Consider the following 18,405-nt stretch of genomic DNA (forward strand, 5'->3'; position numbering starts at 1 on the left):
AAAGCCATGCAACGCGCAGCGTGGTTATTGTTGATGGTGATGCCAGTCGTCGCCTGGTGCAGTCCGACACCGCCGCTGGCGCAAACTTGCGCCACCTGTCACGGCGTCCAGGGTCAGGGTGGCGAGATGTTTCCACGCATCGCCGGCCAGCCGGCCACTTATTTGCGGAATGAATTGCAGTTCTTCCGCAGTGGTGCGCGCCCCAATCCTATGATGCAGGTGGCAACCAAGGGGCTGAGCGATGCCGATATTGCTGCACTGGCGGCGTATTTCAGCCAACTCCATCCACCTTATACCCCAACCGCCGGCACACTGTCCGCGGCGGAGAGATTGCGTGGACAGCAACTTGTCACCACCGGCGATTGGCAACACGGCGTACCCGCGTGTGCGCGCTGTCACGGCCCGGATCTAGGCGGCGTCGCACCGCAGATTCCCGCCCTGGCAGGTCAGTCACCTCAATATATGGCTTCCACGCTGCGGCTTTATCAAGGCATGGATGTGAATGCGCCTCATTACTTCCCGGTTTTGATCATGAGCCGCGTAAGCAAGGGATTAAGCGATACTGACATTCAGGCGGTAACGGGGTATATCGCGCAACTCAAACCGAGTGAGAAACCACAGCCATCGCGGCCGGCACACGATCCAGCTTACAAGTTCACCGCGCAATCACCGGATGATTTCCAGCCACCGTCGGAATCCGCAGTTCCAGAAGGGCCGGACGGTGACATGATCTGGGAAGGTTTGCAGGTTTTTGAAAATACCCAGACCCATGCGCGCCAATATGTAGGCAATGCGCTGAACTGCTCCAATTGCCATCTGGACAATGGCCGGCACGCAAACTCCGCGCCGATGTGGGCGGCGTATGTCGCCTATCCGAAATACCGTCGGAAAGAACAGCAGGTGAACACACTGGAAGAGCGCATTCAGGGATGTTTTCGCTTCAGCATGAACGGCAGGCCGCCACCCGCAGACAGTCAGGATATGGTCGCGCTGGTGAGTTATTTCCACTGGCTCGCTACCGGTCTGCCGGTGGGTATCACCCCCAAGGGTGCGGGTTACCCGGAGTTACCCGCGCCACACGAGGCTCCGAGCATCGAACGCGGCGCGAGCGTGTACGCGACAAACTGCGCGATGTGCCACGGCGCTGACGGCGAAGGGCTCAGCGCACGCGGTGCGCCAGTATTTCCGCCTTTATGGGGACCCTACTCATTCAACTGGGGCGCCGGCATGGAACGCATCAGTACGGCCGCGGCCTTCATCAAAGCCAACATGCCCTACGGTGCAGGTGAGACGCTGACCGGTCAACAAGCCTGGGATGTGGCCGCATTTGTGGTCAGCCATCCGCGTCCGCAGGATCCACGCTTTACCGGGAGCGTGGAGGCTACGCGCAAGCTTTATCACAGCCGCGACAGCTATTACGGCCGCGTGGTCCATGGGAAGCTATTAGGTGCGCCCGCAAATTCAGGAGAATGATCACCGGAGACCGGCGGAATTTCGGTCACTCACGCAGCACGCAAAGAAATGCCCCTGACGGGGCATTTTTTGTCTGGCGCGCCTGGAGAGATTCGAACTCCCGACCCCCTGGTTCGTAGCCAGGTACTCTATCCAACTGAGCTACAGGCGCAAACTCATTTAAAAACATCAGCGGTGGTACCCATCCATGGTGTTCCCGCCAGCCGCGACGTCCTGTCGCGTCGTTCGCCGGAACAAAGCATTGCTTTGCCTGAAAGCGCCGGCTCACCCAACTGAGCTACAGGCGCAAACTCATTTAAAAACATCAGCGGTCGTACCCATCCCTGGTATTCCCGCCAGCCGCGACGTCCTGTCGCGTCGTTCGCCGGGACGAAGCTTCGCTTCGTCTGAAACCCCCGGCTCACCCAACTGAGCTACAGGCGCGTGGGGGCGCAATTATCCGGGAGCCGTGACCGACGGTCAAGAAATCCTGAAAATTTGGGCAAAAATCGCGATGCTATCGGCCTGACGGCAAAAACTCCCGGTTCTTTCAAGCAAGGCAGGGTGACCCGCTCGCAACGCTTGGGCTGTTGGCGACACATCGGAACCGGCGTCACCGCGCTGCGCCATGTGCTTGCCGGACGGCGTATTATTGATGCATGAATTAACGGAGCCTGCAACATGACCACTGCCGCTGAAATGGTCGCCAAAGCCAAAAGCAAGATTCACGAAGTTACGCCGCAGGATGTGGCATCAAAATTGGGCAAGGTCCTGATCGTGGACGTGCGTGAACCCGAGGAATACGCCGCCGGTCATATCCCGGGCGCCATTAACATTCCACGCGGTGTGCTGGAGTTCAGAATCAATCAGTACCCGGACCTGCAGGACCGCGACCGCGAGATCGTAATGCAGTGCCAGGGCGGCGGACGCTCGGCGCTCGCAACCGTGGCAATGCAGGACCTCGGCTTCAAGCACGTCGTAAACCTCGCCGGCGGGTTCGGCGCCTGGAACGCCGCCGGATTGCCCACCGAGCGCTGAACGCATTCATGCACGTTCACACACCTGCGGCCCGTGCGCAGTCCGCCGTAGGTCAGCGTGCATTTGTGTATGCGTTGTTGCTGACCTTTGGCTTCGCCGCGGCCGAAGTCATCGCCGGCGTCTGGGCCAATTCTCTCGCGTTGCTGGGTGACGCCGGGCACATGGCGACCGACGGCCTGGCGTTCGGCGTCGCGGCCTTGGCCGCCAGAATCGCGCTCAAGCCGGCCTCGGCACATCACAGTTACGGCCTGGGTCGTGCTGAAGTCATGGCCGCATTGTTCAACACCCTGTTCATGCTGGCAATCGTGGCCGCGATTGTGGTGGAAGCGCTGCTGCGCCTGCGCCAACCGCCGTCGGTACACGCGCCCGTAGTCATGCTGGTGGGGGCCATCGGACTGCTGATCAATTTCGGCATTTACCGCGTGCTGCAGCGCGGCGAGAGCAGTCTGAACATGCGCGCCAGTCTGCTGCACGTAATGGGGGACCTGCTCGGGTCGCTGGCCGCGCTGGTCAGCGGCGTAGTGATCTTTTTCAGTGGCTGGCTTTACATTGATCCGCTGCTGTCGCTGTTTATCGCCGCGCTGATCCTGATATCCAGCCTGCGGCTGCTGGGTGAAACCAGCCGTGTACTCCTCGAAGGCGTGCCGCGCGGATTGGACCTGACGGAGATCGGCCGCAGCATGGCGGGAGTGACCGGCGTGCGCTCGGTGCACGACCTGCACGTGTGGTCACTGTCGTCGCGCGAGGTCTCGTTGTCGGCACATGTGGTGATTGACGACATGCGTGACTGGCAGGAGGTACTGGTGCGCATCCGCGAGCATTTGCAGCAGCGCTATGCAATCACCCACGCCACACTGCAACCGGAGCCGGAAGTATTGGCACGCGTCCCATTGCAAAACCTGGGGAAGCGCCCGTGAACCGCAGCCCGCAGGGCAGTTTTACTTAATCACCGCCTGCCGGTAACCTCCGCTGATATAGTATGCACACGTCTCTGCTTGCGCAGGGACGCAGTTGGCAAACATCACCATCTATGGAAGGAGTATCCAATGAAGAAGTTAATGGTTCCCCTGTGTATCGTCCTGACAGTGGCCGCATTTGCGGTCACCTCCAACGTGTCTGCATCGGAAGGCAAGACCACGACACCCCAGCAGGAAAAAATGGCGAACTGTGCCCACGCGAACAAGGGCAAGAAAGGCGACGAGTACAAGCGCGGCATGCGCGAATGCCTGCACGGCAAGAGCGCGGCAACCGCCGCAAAGACCGCAGATCCCAAGGCCAATTCCGAAGAAAAGAAAGCCGAGGGCATGATGACTCCCGCGCAGAAAAAAATGAAGGCCTGCAGTGCCCAGGCGAAGGAAAAGCAGATGAAAGGCAAAGCGCGCGCGGACTTCATGAGCGAGTGCCTGAAAGACGGCTGATCCCGCAATAGGCTGGCGAAAACAAGGGCGCGGTGGAAATCGCGCCCTTGTTTCTTGAGTTGCGCCTCTTCAGGCCTTGATCCTGCCCGCGCGGATGTGCAAAGGCCAGCTTACCGTTCGCTGGCTGTCGGGCGCTCCCCAGACGCGGCGCAATGTATCGCCGAGTTTCCCTACCGGATTACGCCCATTCTCCTGGATGTAGCGCTGCACCGCGGACCAGGTATCGAGATAGGCAAGGAACTGCGCAAGATCCCACTGATGCCGCATGCTGAACGCGGGCGGTGTGATTTCCCGGAATGGAAACTCAAGCGTGCGGTAAGCGTCATCAATCAGCCGGCGTTCCGGCGGCCAATACGGGCCCACCGTACTGTTGTAAAAGTCCCGGAGCACAGCATCAATGTCCGGCGTAATGCTGCATAGGCCATAGCACCAGGCGGCAATGGCTCCGTCGGATTTGAGCACGCGCTTCAACTGCGCGTAAAACTTCGGCAGGTCAAACCAATGCAGCGCCTGTGCGACCGTCACCAGATCAACAGAATGGTGATCCAAACCCGGTGATGCCGCTGCGGCCACGCGGTATTCCACATGCGCATGAGGAAAGGCGTTCGCAATCTGCTCCTTGCTGGGATCGGTAGCGATTACTTTTTTGAAGTGCTCCGCCAGCCCTAAAGCGGCCTGGCCGTTGCCGGTACCACAGTCCCAGGCGAGAGCGTGTTGCGCCGTGAGGGTCGCCAGCCACTGGAACAACTCGACCGGATAGCGCGGCCGCGCATCCGCATAAGCCGCCGCATGCCCGGAAAAATGATCCTTGAACGAGTCCGGTTGCATGTTCAATGCAACGGCCAGGATACGGTCAGGCTCGCCCTGCTGGACAGGTTCACCGCGAAGATGATCCACATCGCCAGCAGCAAGAGGCAACTGCCGAAGTAAACCATAAAGCGATGATTAACGTAGTTATACGTGACATGGATCAGGGAATGGACAACGCGCAGGATCACATAGCACCAAGCCAGAACTACCAGCGCGTGACTCGTCTGATGCGTCACAAATACCGAAATACACACGGCATAGAACAGTACCGGCATCTCGAACAGATTGGCGAAATTTCGGCCTACGACGCGTACATCGTCGGGGACTTTTTCGGATTCGCCGACTTTGAAATAACCGGCTTTCACGCGCCCGGCAAACCCCGCACTGAAGCGCTTGTATGCCAGCCAGGTCACAATCACGAAAGTCCAGAACACCAGCACCAGCATCGGCGTAAATATCAGCTCCGGTTTCATGCGAACTCCTTGGATGTCAGAGGCGGGGGCGGACGACGACTGAAATCATGTTTCAGACGATGGCATAGGCGCGCACCGGAAAGGTCCCGAAACGCTTGACCTTGACCGGCACGGCGTGAAACCTGAAGCCCCGGTCGGGCAGCATCTCCAGATTGCACAGATGCTCGCACACGGGAATCTCCGCGCCCAGCAGGATGGAATGCACCGGGCGCCGGCCGTCCGCAATGTCGTCAATATTCAGGGAATCAATGCCGACCAGCGCGGCGCTTTTCTCATGGAGCCACTGCGCGGCCGCTTTGGTGAGAAACGGGTGGCCTTCGAAGTACCGGTCAGTGCCCCAGTGCCTGGCCCAGCCGGTGTGCACCAGAACGGCCTTGCCCTGTACATCCGCTCCCTTGAACAGGCTCGGCCCGATGGCGCGCATATCCTCCGCGGCATGGAATACCAGGCCTTCAAGATTCGCGAGTGACGCCAGCGGCAATTCGGACAAATCCTTGCCGTGCGCGTAGCGATGAAACGGCGCGTCCACGTAGGTACCGGTATTGGCCACCATCTCGATCTTGCCGATGTGAAAGCTGGTACCGTCACTGTAATGGCTCTGCGATGCTTCCCGCGACAGGTAATCGCAAATCACCGGCGCCGGCAGACCCTTGTAGGTGATCAGGCCGTGTTCGACACTGTGACTGAGATCGATTATGCGGGACATCGCATCGTCCACCGATCAGGATTTAATCAACATGGATTACGCCGGCCCGGACCATCACGGTTCCCGCTGCGGCGGCCCCGCGAAACTCCGGGCCTCCGCTATGGCGTCCACCCACGGCGGCCTGTACTCGGAATAAATGTTGACCGGCGCCGCCGGTCCTGGATGATTCCGCACGGCGCCGAGATACAGCATGGCCAGCCCGGGATACCTGACTGGGTTGGTATTGAACAGGGGCGTGCCGCAGGCGGAACAGTAATGTTTTACTGCCCCTTCCGTTACTTGGTAACGGGAGATTTTTTCCTGGCCCGTGTACACGGCAAGACCTTCCGGGGCAACCACCACATAGGTGGAAAATGCGCTGCCGTTAATTCCGCGACACAGATTGCAATGACAATTGACCACGCTTTTGATGCCCCCGGTTGCACGGTATCCCACCGCTGCGCAGCGGCATTGCCCGCTGATGCGGTTCAGATTAGTTACTTCCAGGCGATGGCCATGCGGTATTCAATAATCTCATTGCAACGTTTCACCATCGCCGGTTGATCTGGCGGCGGCGCGTTTATGCAGTTTCAGCAATATCCAGGCCCAGAGGCTGAGCACGCCGCTCAGCACGATCACCGCGGATGTGCTGATCGTGAACCACTTGTCCGACTCCAGTGTTCGCCAGTGGGTAATCAGTTCGAAAACATTCCAAAGGGCGAACAGGCCGAAAATCGCACCGCTGATCATCAAGTAGGCTTTCATAACAGTACTCCAAAATTGGATTTCATTGCTTGCGCTTCTTCGCGATGCGTAGCATCGCCTTCAATGACAATTCCACGTCATCGTCAGTAGTGGCGAAAGAGCATACGCTGATACGCATGGCTGTCCTGCCCTGCCAGACGGTGCCGCCGCACCAGCAAGTGCCGTCCGCCTGGATAGCGGCAATTACCTCGTTCGTCATTTGTGCATCTCCGAAGCTCACCAGCACCTGGTTAAGCACCACGTCGTTGAGGATCTCGTAGCCGGCAGCACGCAGGCCTTCGGCGAAGCGCCGCGCCTGGCGGCAGTTGCGCTCGACCAATTCAATCACACCCGCACGCCCCAGCGCGCGTAACGCAGCCCAGACCTCGACGCCGCGCGCCCGGCGCGAGAGTTCCGGCACGTAATCGGCGGGGTTGCGGAACATACTGCCGGTCGGCAGATATTCGGCGGTGATGGCCATGGCGGCACGCAAGGCCTCGGCGTCCCGGACCAGCGCCAGACCGCTGTCGAACGGCACGTTCAGCCACTTGTGGAAATCCGTCGCCCAGGAATCGGCCTGCGCGATACCCGTAACGAGCCGGCTCATCGCCGGAACCGCTGCGGCCCAGAGGCCGAAGGCTCCATCCACGTGCAACCAGGCGCCCGCGCGATGTGCCGCCTCGCCGATATCGCTCACCGGATCGAAAGCGCCGGTATTCACGTTGCCAACCTGCGTACACACGATGGTCGGGCCTGATATCCGCGGCAGCGCCGTGGCGCGCATGCGCCCCTGTGAATCAGTCGGCACACGGACGGCGCGGTTGCGGCCGAAGCCCAGCAAGCCCAGCGATTTCGTGACGGACGGGTGAGCTTCGTCGCTGATCACCAACGTCACCGGCGGCGCGCCGATGAGGCCGCTGGCTTCCACGTCCCAGCCGGCGCGCTTGAGCACCACATGACGTGCCGCCGCGAGCGCGCAGAAATTTGCCATCGTGCCGCCGGTGACAAACGCACCGCCGCAGGCCGCCGGCAAATCAAACAGCTCAAGTACCCAACGCAATGCGACCTGCTCGACATAGGACGTGGCCGGCATCGCCTGGTAATAGGCGCTGTTCTGATCCCAGGCGCTCGCAAGCCAGTTGGCGGCGAGTGCCACCGGCAGCGAACCGCCAATGACAAAACCGAAAAACCTCGGACCGGCCATCGCCATGGTGGCATCGGAGCAAGTCTCATCCAGCACCCGCAAAACCTCTTCGGGCCGGCTTGGCTGTTCCGGCAGGGGTTGATCCAGCCGCCCAAGTCCGGCCACCGCCTGCGGCAACGGCGCCACGCTTCTCGTCTGCACTCCGTCGAGATAATTCAAAGCACGGGCCGCCGCGTCATTCAAAAGATCCCGCATTCGCTGCTCCTCGTACAAAGCGCGGCACCGCGTCCAAACGTAATTGTGCCCGGCGCGCGGTTCATCCGCGTACCAGCTGTCTTGATTTGAAACGCCATTCGCCGAGTATCACGGCGGCCACTACCAGCGCGCCGCCAAAGAGTCCGCGCACACCCAGGGTTTCGTGCAGCCACAGCCAGGCGAACAGCGCGGCAAAAACCGGCTCCATGGTAAAAATCACTGCGGCCTTGTCCGGTGCGACGTGGCGCTGCCCGACCGCCTGCAAAAACAGCATGCCCGCGCTGGCGACCACGCCCAAATACACGAGCGAGGTCCAGATCGGCCGCGCATGCTCGCCCAACGTGATGAGCGCGGACCCCGACGGGTGGGTAATCAGGAGCCAGGCGGTACCAATGGCCGCCATGAGCACAATCTGGGTGGCCACGAGCGTGCGTGATTCATGGTGCTTGATGAACCGCGACAACACAATCACGTAAACCGCATAGGCAAATGCGCCGGCCACCGTCAGGCCGTCGCCCAAAAGATTGCTGCCGCCTTCCCAGGACATGAGACCAATGCCGATGCAGGCAAGCACCGCCGCACTCACGACCTGAGCGCTCAGGCGGCCGCCCCACAGCAGAGCCAGAAAAGGCACCATCAGCACGTTGAGGCTGGTGAGAAACGCGCTGCGATTGGCCGAAATATATTCCAGGCCGATTGCCTGCGTGGCGTAGGATGCCAGCGCCACTACGCCCAGCAGTGCGCCGTCGCGCCACGCCCTGCGCGAGGCCTTGACCGCGAACGGCAGCATGCACACGCCCGCGATCAGGAAACGCAGCGCCGTGATTTCCGCCCCGTTCAGATGCGCAGTGGCAGCCTGAATGACGGGAAAGGTCGTGCCCCAGACCAGGGTCACGAACAGCAGCACCAGTACGCTGGGATTCATCAGTTCTTCCTCAATTAGCAGCAGCGGCCTCTAATACGTCCATTTTCCCTGCGAGAGCGGTGCGCGATTTAATTCATCTTTCAACGTCCGCCAATACGAGAATGCGTTATCCATGAATTTCCGGAAGCATTCGTTGTGCCGTTGCTCCCGCAAATGCAGCAACTCACGCACGAACAAGTCACCGAGGTAACGGTAGCCCAGCACTTCGCGGAACAACGTTATCGCGCGGTACTGAGTCGAGCGCTCCGGTTTGTCCACTTCATTCATATCCTGGCTCGTGCTTTTTCGCGGGCACCTTAATTCCATGCGTACAGCCGGAGAGGCTACGGCACGCAGTCCGGGCTGCGGCCGCTACTTGGTTATACAACATTTGGTCAAAATGTTGTATAACTGGCCGTATGCTTTATACCGAGCTGCCCCTCACCGCCCAGACCACCTTTGCCCAGCTTCAGGACGTGGTCCTGGCCGAACATGTGTCGCGCAGCGTAGCGCAGTTGCGCGGGAATTTCGCCAGGAAATCCGTCAAGGGCCGCGACTACTGGTATTTCGTGTTCCGGGAAAGCGGCTACCATCGCCAGATCTACGTCGGCCCGGACGAGCCGCGTGTACGCGCGCTGGTAGAGAAAAAGCGCGACGCCAATTCCAGCCAAATTGCCGCGCTGGCGCGCGCCTATGTTGCTCAAGGCGCAACTACATTGCTCGCCAAGCACTTGCGCGTGATCGCGCGCTTGACCGATTTCGGATTTTTCCGCGCCGGCGGCGTACTGGCCGGCACGCACGCCTTTGCCGCGTTCGCCAATCTGCTGGGCGTCAGATGGACCGGCGGCGACCGTACCATGGACGTGGATGTGGCCATACCAGGCAAAAACGTCTCCATCGCCCTGCCGGATGCGCCGCAAGCCAATCTGCACGATGCGCTGAGCACGTTCGAGGCCGGGTTCATTCCTACGCAAACCTTCACCGGCGGCACCGGCCCGACCTATTCACTGCGCGGCGAACCGGACCTGCAGATCGACTTCCTGACCACGCTGCACCGCGGCGGTGAGGCGCCGCGCCGCATCGAAGCGCTCTCGGTCACCGCGCAGCCACTCAAGTTTCTGGACTACCTGCTGGAGGCGCCCACGCAAGGCGTGCTGCTGGACCGGACCGGGCATTGCACGGTCGCCAACCTACCGGAACCGGCGCGCTATTCCGTGCACAAACTTATCGTGCACGGTGAGCGTACGACCCGCCAGCGCACCAAAGCGCGCAAGGACCTGGAACAGTCCGCAGCACTGTTGCAGTGGCACGCCGCGCACGACGCAGAGCGGTTGATGCAGTCATGGAACGATGCGCTCGAGCGTGGGCCTGGTTGGCGCAGCCGCCTGCGTGCCGGCATCGCGGCGCTGTCAAAATACCGGCCGCTGGATGAAATCGGCTGGGTGCTGGGCAAAAGCTCAGCGCTGCGCCCCACATAAACAATTTGTACCCCGCTCGCACTGAACGAAGCGCCGACTACGCGAGGCCTTGACCGCGAACGGCAGCATGCACACGCCCGCAATCAGGAAACGCAGCGCCGTGATTTCCGCCCCGTTCAGATGCGCAGTGGCAGCCTGAATGACGGGAAACGTCGTGCCCCAGACCAGGGTCACGAACAGCAGCAGCAAGACACTCAGATTCACCGCCTTCTCCCAGGGAGCAGGCGGCGATTCTACAGCACCGAACAGATATTGCTGATCAAACTATAACCCGTGATCTCCGCCCTAAATATCCACGCGAGCGAATAGGCGGTACAACTACTTGCAGGCAACTACGTTGTCTTGGGCTGCAATAATCTGCCATTCCCCATCCCGCTGCAGCCAGGTGTCAGTCCATACCAAGCAGCGTTTCCATGTCTTGCCGTCCTTGTTTGTGACAAGGCTGCTCTCATTGCCATATGCCATCGCCAATGAGTCCCCAAAGAGATGAATCTTGATCTGTCCCGTCTGACAATCGCGTTGGCCATCAGATTCCAAGGCATGCAACCTGTCATAGCGTTGCCCATTCGGGGATGTGCCTTGGAAATCCTCTGCTATGGCAGCCCGGAGCGCTGGCTGTGTCGGACCGCAGTTTGCATCTGTCCACAGCGTCTCAATGGAGGTTATGTACTTGGCAGTGGCATCATCGGGCGAAGCCCATCGGGCCAACTGCTCCTTGGCGTGGGCAGTGCCAAGACCAACCAACATGGTCACCGCCATCACACAAGCCATTGCTCTCATTGGCGATCTCCTCAGTTCGTGAATCTGACAACGGATTCTCGCAATAAACCGGCTAAAACCACACCCGCGAATCACGGTCAGCCAGTCATTCCGGCTATTCGCGGCGGTAAATGTCCCCGCCCTGTTCCAGGAATTCTCGCGCCTTTTCCGCCATGCCCTTCGCGGCATACTCGCGCACATCCTGGGTGATTTTCATGGAGCAGAAATGCGGGCCGCACATGGAGCAGAAGTGCGCGGTTTTGGCGGCCTCTTTCGGTAAAGTCTCGTCATGGAATTCGCGTGCTTTCTCGGGATCCAGTCCCAAGTTGAACTGGTCCTCCCAGCGAAACTCGAAGCGCGCCTTCGAGAGCGCATTGTCACGCAACTGAGCGCCGGGGTGGCCTTTTGCCAGATCCGCCGCGTGGGCCGCAATCTTGTAGGCGATGATGCCGTCGCGCACGTCCTGTTTGTTGGGCAGGCCCAAGTGCTCCTTGGGCGTGACGTAGCACAGCATCGCCGTCCCGTACCAGCCGATCTGCGCGGCGCCGATGGCCGAGGTGATGTGGTCGTAGCCGGGCGCGATGTCGGTGGTCAGGGGCCCGAGCGTGTAGAACGGTGCTTCGAAGCATTCGGCCAGCTCCTTGTCCATGTTCTCCTTGATGAGCTGCATGGGCACGTGGCCGGGACCTTCGATCATCACCTGGCAGTCGTGCTCCCAGGCGATCTGGGTCAGCTCGCCCAACGTTCTCAACTCCGCGAACTGCGCCTCGTCGTTGGCGTCGGCGATGCAACCGGGGCGCAGGCCGTCACCCAGCGAGAACGACACATCGTAGGCGCGCATGATGTCGCAGATGTCCTCGAAGTGCGCATACAGGAACGACTCTCGATGGTGTGCGAGACACCATTTGGCCATGATCGAGCCGCCACGCGACACGATGCCGGTGACACGCGTCGCGGTCAGCGGCACGAACGGCAGGCGCACGCCGGCGTGGATGGTGAAATAGTCCACGCCCTGCTCGGCCTGCTCGATGAGCGTATCGCGGAACATCTCCCAGGTAAGTTCCTCGGCCCTCCCGTCCACTTTTTCCAGCGCCTGGTAAATCGGCACGGTGCCGATGGGCATGGGCGCATTGCGGATGATCCATTCGCGGGTCTCGTGGATGTTTTTGCCGGTGGACAGATCCATGAGTGTGTCGCCGCCCCAGCGCGCCGACCACACCATTTTCTCCACTTCCTCGGCGATCGAAGACGTCACGGCTGAATTGCCGATGTTGGTGTTGATCTTCACCAGAAAGTTGCGCCCGATGATCATGGGCTCGAGTTCCGGGTGATTGATGTTGGCCGGGATGATGGCGCGGCCGCGCGCGACTTCGGCGCGCACAAATTCCGGCGTGATCTCTTCCGGGATCGTCGCCCCAAAGGATTGGCCGCGATGCTGCTTTAGTAATTGTACGTAGCGTGGATCAATTCGCAGGTCGTTCAAGCGCAGATTCTCGCGGATGGCGATGTATTCCATCTCCGGCGTAATCATGCCTTGGCGCGCATAGTGCATCTGCGTCACGTTGGCACCGGCTTTGGCGCGGCGCGGCTTGGGCGGAGCGGGGAAACGGACGTCGGCGAGCTTGGGATCGCGGTTGCGGCGCCGCGTATATTCGGAAGTAAAATCGCCCAACTGTTCGGTATCGCTGCGCTCGGCGATCCACGCCGCACGCAGCGGCGGCAGGCCGGCGAGCAGGTCAATGTGCGCTGCCGGATCGGTGTACGGTCCGGAGGTGTCATATATAGGTATGGGCGGATTGGCCTCGGCACCGTGCAATGCCGGAGTGTCCGACTGCTGCACCTCGCGTATGCCGACTCTCAGATCGGTACGCGTACCGGACACGAAAATCTTGCGGGAGTTGGGATAAGGCCGCGTGGCGTCACTGGAAAGCTGCGCGGTGCGGCGGATGAATTCTTCGGGTACGGCGCTCATGTTCTGTCCTCACGGGACCGAGCGCAGGCATGAATGAGCGACGCGGCTGGACCGTCGGAGCATTCCCTGCGCCGGTACTAACCGGGTTCAGGTTCCAAGGGTTCAAATCATCGCGGCATCGCCGGATGCTTCAATCTCAGCCCCAGTAGGGGCACCCCCAGCTCGACGCGTGCAACTATAGCAGAAAGCGCCGCTGGCAGCGGCGCTTTTGGGTGAACTCAAACTTGGATTCGAAAGGTTTAAAGCGAGGCCGAGGCCAGAGCGTCGCGTGCCTGTTTGAATTCCGGATCGAGATTGAGCGCCGCCACGTATTGGGCCTTTTCATTGGCCTTGTCGCCGGCGACGGCGTAGAGCATGCCGAGTTCGTAATGCGCCTGCTTGTAGGTAGGCGTGCCGGGCAACCAGTCGTGCGGCATGGTCAGGAATTTCTGCAAATCCTGGATGCCTTTCTGCACGTCGATCTTGCCGAGCGCGGCGGCCTGGCCCATACCGTAATAATTGTTGCTGTTGGCGGGGTTCCTGTTGATGCCGTCTTCGAACGCGGCGATCGCATCCGCGTAACGATTCTGCTCAACCAGATACTGCCCCAGCCAGTAATCCCCGTCGCCGGTATTGTCGAGCTTGGCGGCGGTACGCAGGTAGGCTTCCGCCTGCGCCTGCTTCTTCTCATGTTCAGCCCAGGTGGCACGCACCGCCGCCGCCTGGACGGGATCTATCCTGTCGAGTGCGGCCAGCTGCGCGTCTGCTTTCTGAAAACTGCCGCCGGCGATGCCCGGCGCCAGGATGTAATACTTGGCGAGGCCGGCGCGCGCACGTGCATCCTGCGGATCCAGCTGCACTGCCTGCTGGAACGCGTCACGGACTTTGTATGCGACGCCCAGCTGGCTGAAGATGCTGACATCGTGCACGTACTGGCCGTACGCGACGCCCAGCAGCATGTGGTAAAGCGCGTCCGCAGGCGCCATGGCAATGGCCTTCTGCGCCCAATCCACACCCGCTTTGTTCTGATCCTGCGCGAGGCTGAGCAAGGCCATGCCGGCGGCGGCATCGGCGTCACCTGGATTCTGCTGCAACGTGGTTTCAAAGTACGCGCGTGCGCCCGTGTAGTTTTCCATTCCCAGCATCTGCATGCCCGGACCGTTCAGCCCCGCCGCATGCGCACCCAGACTGAAAAACAGAACCACGCTCGCCACCACCGCAATCAGCTTCGCTCTCATCAACTCGTTCTCCGTTGCCAAAATCCGACATCCAGCACACCGCACACATTCAGCGGCACGCACTTCACCGCCAGCCAACGCGCATGCACGCTGGCCATACACCTCTCCGGCCCTGCTCTCAGGGTTTCAGAGGCGCCTCCGCTAAATCCAGGGATTCTTGTTCTTGAAGGGGATAAAACCTGGGCGCAGGCATTATACCTAGGATGCCACTGAAACTCACGCGGCTCGGTCTCATCAGACCGACGGTGGAATCACGGCGACTGTCGGGGCTGATACCCCAGCCTGCGAAACATTTCGCATGCTCGCGCCCGGACCGAGCGCTTGTTTATGTGCGAACTAAAGACCGCAAGCCAGGCCCTGCGGTGCCGCCGACCCGATCCCGTTCCGAGGACACGCAGGTACTTGGGAAATGCCCGCGATCGGTGCTTCAGGTTTCCCGCAAGGCCTGCGCCACCGGCAGGCGTGCCGCGCGGATCGCCGGGAACAGGCCGCCAATGAAACCCATGAGGATCGCCAGAATCAACGCGCTCACGATCAACGCAGGCGTGACGGAGAAGCTGAATGCCATCATCGCGCCGTTGGTGTTGGTGCTGGCCTGATAGCCGTTGAACACCAAGTACGCGATGATCGCCGCGGCGATCCCGCCCGCCAGTCCCAACACGATGCCTTCAACAATTACCGCGAACAGGATCGGCAAGCGCGCAAAGCCCAGTGCGCGCAACGTGGCGATGTCCTGCATGCGGCTCGCGACGTTCGCATACATGATGTTGAGCGCGCCGAAAATCGCGCCGATGGCCATGAGCAACGTGACCAGCCCGCCAATCAAGGCAATCGGCGTGTCCAGCCCGTTGGCGTTCTGCTCCCAGCTCACATCCTCGCGCGTGGTGGTCACGTTCAACTGCGGATTGCTCTCCACCCATTTCTTGAACGCCGGGAAGGCATCGGGCGAAGTCAGGCGCACGTAGGCAATAGAATAACTGTTGGTGGCGTTATACGCGGCCTGCAACTGGTTGACGTCGGTCCAGATTTCCGATTCGCGGATGCCACCGCTCTTCGAGAAGATGCCCACGACTTTCCAGTGGTGATGGTTCCAGTCGAAGGTATCGCCGATACCCAGACCGGGAAACAGCCGCTCCGCCTGGCGGCCAACGACAATCTCGTCCACGCCGGTCTTGAACATGCGCCCCTGGATGATGTGGAAGTCCGGCCACACGCCGGTAATGTTCGTCGGTACGCCGCGCATGTTGACGCTGCCGAGCGTACCGCTGCTGCGCAGCGTGATCTGCGCGGTAGCCGCAAACACGCCCGCCACCAGCGGCCCGCCAGGGCCATGCGCCACGCCCGGCGCCTGGCCAATGACATTCAGTGCATTGTTATCGAGATTGGTATTGTTGCCGTTCACGTAAGCCACGTCCGGCGAGCCACTGTTGGTCATGACCGAGGCAAATCCCTGGCGGATGGACAGCACCGCCACGAATACGAGCACCACGCCGAAAAATCCGGCCACCGCCACGGCGGACGGCTTGAGCCGCCTGCCGAGGCTATGGAAATTCCAGATGCTGGTCGCCGCCGTTTGCCGCAATAGGTTTGACATGTCAGCTCCCCCGCAAGGCTTCGGCCACCTGCAGGCGCGCGATGCGCTGCATGGGTACCAAGGCCGCTAAAATTCCGAAGACGATGGCCAGCCCAATTCCCACAGCCGCGGAATTCCAGGTCATCTGGAAAGTCTGCAGGAGACTCCCGACGCTGGGATACAACGCGCGCGTCGCCAGCCACGCGAGGATCAATCCCGCGATGCCACCAGAGAAAATCAACAACAAGGCCTCTTGAAACACCAGCACAACGATCCAGCCGCGTGTGAAACCCAGCGCCCGGAACATGGCAAATTCCGCCGTGCGCTCGCGTACCGATTGGGCCAGCGTATTGCCCACGATCAACAGCAGGCTGAAGAACACCGCGATGCCGACGTAAATCACCATGGACGTGATATCGCCGAATTGGCGTATGAAACTCACCGCCTCCTCCACTTCCGACTGCGTCAGCGTCTGCGGCGATGAATTGGCAAACAGCGCGTCAATGGCATTGGCAATACGCGTGACATTGCGCGGATCGTCAATACGTTCGACGTACTGGAACACGACGTTCTGCGCCTGCTGATTCGCCACGCCCTCGTTGAAATACTGGTAATGCCCGATGAAGAAACTCTGATAGGCCGTGGGCAGGTCGGCGTGGTAAATCCCGCGCAGATGGAAATACCAGGTGGTACTGCCGTCTTTCTGCGGAACTTTGGACTGGATGGGAATGGTGTCGCCCACCTTCCAGCCCATGCGTTTCGCCAGATCCGGTCCGGCGATCACACCCTGCCGATCGGCCTGCCAGGCCTGCACCTGCTCCGGCGTTAATTTAGCTTCCGGATACACCTTCAAGAACATGGGTGAAAATGCCAGCACCTGGAAGGAGTTTTTGGGATCCTTGTAATAACCGTTGAAACCGGTCAGGTAAGCTACTGCCGTCACGCCCGGCACCGTGACGATCCTGTCGTAATAGCTCAGCGGCAGGGGACCTTGACCCTTGTTGTTCGTATCCAGGCGCTCCGCCACCGACACCGTCAACTGGCCCATCATGCCGTAGCGCACTGCCGCGAGAATCCCGAACAACACGAAGGCCACCACCACCGACAACCAGGTGAATATCGTGCGCGCCTTGCGGCGCTTGAGCGCGCTCCACACCAAAGTCATGTTGTTCATGCCAGAACTCCCTCGTTCAACTTGGGAGCAGTTGTATACACCGTGGGAGCGGCTCTAGCCGCGATTCCAAATCCTGTCGTGGCCGGGACGGCCACTCCCACAATACAATCGCTCATATAAAATCACACCGCTCTTTCGAAATCACGCTTCCCGCAGCGCGCGCGCCACCGGCAGACGTGCGGCGCGGATGGCGGGAAACAGGCCGCCGATCAGCCCCATGACCAGCGTGAGCGCCAATGCGGATACGATCAACCACGGCGAGACCGTGAATTGGAACGCCATCAGTTCATGGTTGCCCACGGTGCTGGCCTGATAGCCGTTGAAGCTGAAATAGGCAATCAGGATGGCGAACACGCCTCCGATCAGGCTCAGCAGGATAGCTTCCAGCAGCACGGCAAACAGCACAGGCAGACGCTGGAAGCCCAGCGTGCGCAGGGTGGCGACATCCCCCATGCGGTTGGCGATGTTGGAATACATGATTTTGACGGCGCCGAACACCGCGCCGATCGCCATGAGCAAGGTCACGATGCCGCCGACCTCGGTAATCAAGGTACTCAGGCCGTGAAAACTTTGCTGGAAATAGCTGCTTTCCTGTACCACCGACACCCCCAACTGGGGGTTGCTTTCCAACGCGTTCTTGAAGGCCGGGAAAGCGGCGGCGGATGTGAGCCGCACGTCGGCGCCCGAGTATTGATTGGCGGAGTTGTAGGCCGACTGCAATTGATTGACATCGGCCCAGATTTCCGATTCGCGGATGCCACCGTCCTTGGCAAACACGCCCACGACTTTCCATTGCCGGTGGTTCCAGTTGAAGCTGTCGCCCAACGCCAGGCCACGATAAAGCTGTTGCGCCTGCCGACCGACAATGATTTCATCCAGACCGGGCTTGAACATGCGACCCTGCACGATGCGAAACCCGGTCCAGACAGCGGGCATTCCCGCGCCCACACCGAGGAATTCCACGGTGCCGAGCAGGCCGTCCTTTTGCAGAGGAATGCGCGCGGAAGCTCCGAACGTGCCCATCACCAGCGGTCCATGAGCGCCTTGGGCCACGCCTGGCGCCTGGCCGATAGTGTGCAGGGCATTGCCATCCAGAGAACTGTTGTTGCTTTTCACCAGCGCGATTTCATTCGAACCGGTGTTGGCGAACACCCTGCTGATTCCCTGGCGGATGGACAGTACCACGACGAACACCAGCACCACGCCGAAAAAGCCCGTCACTGCCACCACAGAACGCCGCAGCCGCGCACGCATGTTGCGGAGATTCCAGGCGGTAAGAATCCAGCTTTGACGAATTGCATTTTTCATA

19 protein-coding genes, 1 tRNA gene and 1 riboswitch are annotated in these 18,405 nt (G+C 60.4%); of the genes, 5 read left to right on the top strand and 15 right to left on the bottom strand.

The annotated features are described in order from the left end of the window. Nucleotides 1-6 precede the first annotated feature (6 nt). On the top strand, nt 7-1,473 hold the full coding sequence (locus tag VJR90_07620) for a c-type cytochrome (GenBank protein ID HKV97336.1): 1,467 nt from the start codon (nt 7-9) through the stop codon (nt 1,471-1,473). 74 nt (nt 1,474-1,547) lie between these two features. On the opposite strand, the gene VJR90_07625 is transcribed toward VJR90_07620, so the two are convergent. After that, nucleotides 1,548-1,624: transfer RNA gene (locus VJR90_07625), tRNA-Arg, on the bottom strand. Between the two features lie 509 nt (nt 1,625-2,133). Here VJR90_07625 and VJR90_07630 point away from each other — a divergent pair. From VJR90_07630 to VJR90_07640, 3 genes are all read left to right on the top strand, one after another. Then, on the top strand, nt 2,134-2,490 hold the full coding sequence (locus VJR90_07630) for a rhodanese-like domain-containing protein (GenBank protein ID HKV97337.1): 357 nt from the start codon (nt 2,134-2,136) through the stop codon (nt 2,488-2,490). An 8-nt stretch (nt 2,491-2,498) separates the two neighbouring features. Beyond that, nucleotides 2,499-3,407 carry a cation diffusion facilitator family transporter gene (locus tag VJR90_07635; protein HKV97338.1) on the top strand — a complete coding sequence of 303 codons (909 nt, stop codon included), beginning with the start codon at nt 2,499-2,501 and terminating at the stop codon, nt 3,405-3,407. A gap of 129 nt (nt 3,408-3,536) precedes the next feature. Beyond that, complete coding sequence (locus tag VJR90_07640) at nt 3,537-3,908, top strand: PsiF family protein (GenBank protein HKV97339.1); 372 nt, start codon at nt 3,537-3,539, stop codon at nt 3,906-3,908. Between the two features lie 69 nt (nt 3,909-3,977). On the opposite strand, the gene VJR90_07645 is transcribed toward VJR90_07640, so the two are convergent. From VJR90_07645 to VJR90_07675, 7 genes are all read right to left on the bottom strand, one after another. Then, a complete protein-coding gene (locus tag VJR90_07645; GenBank protein HKV97340.1) occupies nt 3,978-4,736 on the bottom strand; it encodes a class I SAM-dependent methyltransferase in 759 nt (252 codons plus the stop codon). A 2-nt stretch (nt 4,737-4,738) separates the two neighbouring features. Continuing rightward, nucleotides 4,739-5,191 carry an MAPEG family protein gene (locus VJR90_07650; GenBank protein HKV97341.1) on the bottom strand — a complete coding sequence of 151 codons (453 nt, stop codon included), beginning with the start codon at nt 5,189-5,191 and terminating at the stop codon, nt 4,739-4,741. Nucleotides 5,192-5,243: 52 nt separating this feature from the next. Next, nucleotides 5,244-5,897 carry a cyclase family protein gene (locus VJR90_07655; protein ID HKV97342.1) on the bottom strand — a complete coding sequence of 218 codons (654 nt, stop codon included), beginning with the start codon at nt 5,895-5,897 and terminating at the stop codon, nt 5,244-5,246. Between the two features lie 513 nt (nt 5,898-6,410). Next, nucleotides 6,411-6,641 (bottom strand): hypothetical protein, encoded by a 231-nt coding sequence (locus tag VJR90_07660; protein ID HKV97343.1) that lies wholly within the window; start codon nt 6,639-6,641, stop codon nt 6,411-6,413. A gap of 22 nt (nt 6,642-6,663) precedes the next feature. After that, nucleotides 6,664-8,019 (bottom strand): pyridoxal-dependent decarboxylase, encoded by a 1,356-nt coding sequence (locus VJR90_07665; GenBank protein ID HKV97344.1) that lies wholly within the window; start codon nt 8,017-8,019, stop codon nt 6,664-6,666. Nucleotides 8,020-8,080: 61 nt separating this feature from the next. Then, nucleotides 8,081-8,944, bottom strand: a complete 864-nt coding sequence (locus tag VJR90_07670) for a DMT family transporter (protein HKV97345.1) — start codon at nt 8,942-8,944, stop codon at nt 8,081-8,083. A gap of 30 nt (nt 8,945-8,974) precedes the next feature. Next, nucleotides 8,975-9,211, bottom strand: a complete 237-nt coding sequence (locus VJR90_07675) for a hypothetical protein (GenBank protein HKV97346.1) — start codon at nt 9,209-9,211, stop codon at nt 8,975-8,977. Between the two features lie 131 nt (nt 9,212-9,342). Here VJR90_07675 and VJR90_07680 point away from each other — a divergent pair, with 131 nt between their 5' ends. Beyond that, nucleotides 9,343-10,401: a nucleotidyltransferase domain-containing protein gene (locus VJR90_07680; GenBank protein ID HKV97347.1), complete on the top strand. Its 1,059-nt coding sequence runs from the start codon at nt 9,343-9,345 to the stop codon at nt 10,399-10,401. On the opposite strand, the gene VJR90_07685 is transcribed toward VJR90_07680, so the two are convergent. The 7 genes from VJR90_07685 to VJR90_07715 form a co-directional block, all read right to left on the bottom strand. Continuing rightward, nucleotides 10,381-10,605, bottom strand: a complete 225-nt coding sequence (locus VJR90_07685) for an EamA family transporter (GenBank protein ID HKV97348.1) — start codon at nt 10,603-10,605, stop codon at nt 10,381-10,383. The two genes, VJR90_07680 and VJR90_07685, sit on opposite strands and share 21 nt — an antisense overlap. 114 nt (nt 10,606-10,719) lie before the next feature. After that, nucleotides 10,720-11,181 carry a nuclear transport factor 2 family protein gene (locus tag VJR90_07690; GenBank protein HKV97349.1) on the bottom strand — a complete coding sequence of 154 codons (462 nt, stop codon included), beginning with the start codon at nt 11,179-11,181 and terminating at the stop codon, nt 10,720-10,722. Between the two features lie 94 nt (nt 11,182-11,275). Further along, on the bottom strand, nt 11,276-13,132 hold the full coding sequence (thiC, locus tag VJR90_07695; protein ID HKV97350.1) for a phosphomethylpyrimidine synthase ThiC: 1,857 nt from the start codon (nt 13,130-13,132) through the stop codon (nt 11,276-11,278). Between the two features lie 45 nt (nt 13,133-13,177). Further along, a riboswitch (TPP riboswitch) is annotated at nt 13,178-13,301 on the bottom strand. Between the two features lie 70 nt (nt 13,302-13,371). Beyond that, nucleotides 13,372-14,349, bottom strand: a complete 978-nt coding sequence (locus VJR90_07700; protein ID HKV97351.1) for a tetratricopeptide repeat protein — start codon at nt 14,347-14,349, stop codon at nt 13,372-13,374. Nucleotides 14,350-14,776: 427 nt separating this feature from the next. Further along, complete coding sequence (locus VJR90_07705) at nt 14,777-15,943, bottom strand: ABC transporter permease (GenBank protein HKV97352.1); 1,167 nt, start codon at nt 15,941-15,943, stop codon at nt 14,777-14,779. 1 nt (nt 15,944) lies between these two features. Then, nucleotides 15,945-17,096: an FtsX-like permease family protein gene (locus tag VJR90_07710; GenBank protein ID HKV97353.1), complete on the bottom strand. Its 1,152-nt coding sequence runs from the start codon at nt 17,094-17,096 to the stop codon at nt 15,945-15,947. A 141-nt stretch (nt 17,097-17,237) separates the two neighbouring features. Beyond that, nucleotides 17,238-18,404 carry an ABC transporter permease gene (locus VJR90_07715; GenBank protein HKV97354.1) on the bottom strand — a complete coding sequence of 389 codons (1,167 nt, stop codon included), beginning with the start codon at nt 18,402-18,404 and terminating at the stop codon, nt 17,238-17,240. Nucleotide 18,405: the final 1 nt, after the last annotated feature.

The organism is Gammaproteobacteria bacterium, assembly GCA_035279405.1.
Taxonomy (GTDB): domain Bacteria; phylum Pseudomonadota; class Gammaproteobacteria; order Natronospirales; family REEB76; genus REEB76.

Excerpts from the sequence above, each read along its gene's own strand:
- VJR90_07710 (HKV97353.1), bottom strand. The coding sequence starts at position 17,096 with ATGAACAACATGACTTTGGTGTGGAGCGCGCTCAAGCGCCGCAAGGCG.
- VJR90_07700 (HKV97351.1), bottom strand. The coding sequence starts at position 14,349 with ATGAGAGCGAAGCTGATTGCGGTGGTGGCGAGCGTGGTTCTGTTTTTC.
- VJR90_07675 (HKV97346.1), bottom strand. The coding sequence starts at position 9,211 with ATGAATGAAGTGGACAAACCGGAGCGCTCGACTCAGTACCGCGCGATA.
- VJR90_07630 (HKV97337.1), top strand. The coding sequence starts at position 2,134 with ATGACCACTGCCGCTGAAATGGTCGCCAAAGCCAAAAGCAAGATTCAC.
- VJR90_07650 (HKV97341.1), bottom strand. The coding sequence starts at position 5,191 with ATGAAACCGGAGCTGATATTTACGCCGATGCTGGTGCTGGTGTTCTGG.
- VJR90_07655 (HKV97342.1), bottom strand. The coding sequence starts at position 5,897 with ATGTCCCGCATAATCGATCTCAGTCACAGTGTCGAACACGGCCTGATC.
- VJR90_07715 (HKV97354.1), bottom strand. The coding sequence starts at position 18,404 with ATGAAAAATGCAATTCGTCAAAGCTGGATTCTTACCGCCTGGAATCTC.
- VJR90_07645 (HKV97340.1), bottom strand. The coding sequence starts at position 4,736 with ATGCAACCGGACTCGTTCAAGGATCATTTTTCCGGGCATGCGGCGGCT.
- VJR90_07705 (HKV97352.1), bottom strand. The coding sequence starts at position 15,943 with ATGTCAAACCTATTGCGGCAAACGGCGGCGACCAGCATCTGGAATTTC.
- VJR90_07660 (HKV97343.1), bottom strand. The coding sequence starts at position 6,641 with ATGAAAGCCTACTTGATGATCAGCGGTGCGATTTTCGGCCTGTTCGCC.
- thiC (HKV97350.1), bottom strand. The coding sequence starts at position 13,132 with ATGAGCGCCGTACCCGAAGAATTCATCCGCCGCACCGCGCAGCTTTCC.
- VJR90_07670 (HKV97345.1), bottom strand. The coding sequence starts at position 8,944 with ATGAATCCCAGCGTACTGGTGCTGCTGTTCGTGACCCTGGTCTGGGGC.
- VJR90_07635 (HKV97338.1), top strand. The coding sequence starts at position 2,499 with ATGCACGTTCACACACCTGCGGCCCGTGCGCAGTCCGCCGTAGGTCAG.
- VJR90_07680 (HKV97347.1), top strand. The coding sequence starts at position 9,343 with ATGCTTTATACCGAGCTGCCCCTCACCGCCCAGACCACCTTTGCCCAG.
- VJR90_07620 (HKV97336.1), top strand. The coding sequence starts at position 7 with ATGCAACGCGCAGCGTGGTTATTGTTGATGGTGATGCCAGTCGTCGCC.
- VJR90_07665 (HKV97344.1), bottom strand. The coding sequence starts at position 8,019 with ATGCGGGATCTTTTGAATGACGCGGCGGCCCGTGCTTTGAATTATCTC.
- VJR90_07690 (HKV97349.1), bottom strand. The coding sequence starts at position 11,181 with ATGAGAGCAATGGCTTGTGTGATGGCGGTGACCATGTTGGTTGGTCTT.
- VJR90_07640 (HKV97339.1), top strand. The coding sequence starts at position 3,537 with ATGAAGAAGTTAATGGTTCCCCTGTGTATCGTCCTGACAGTGGCCGCA.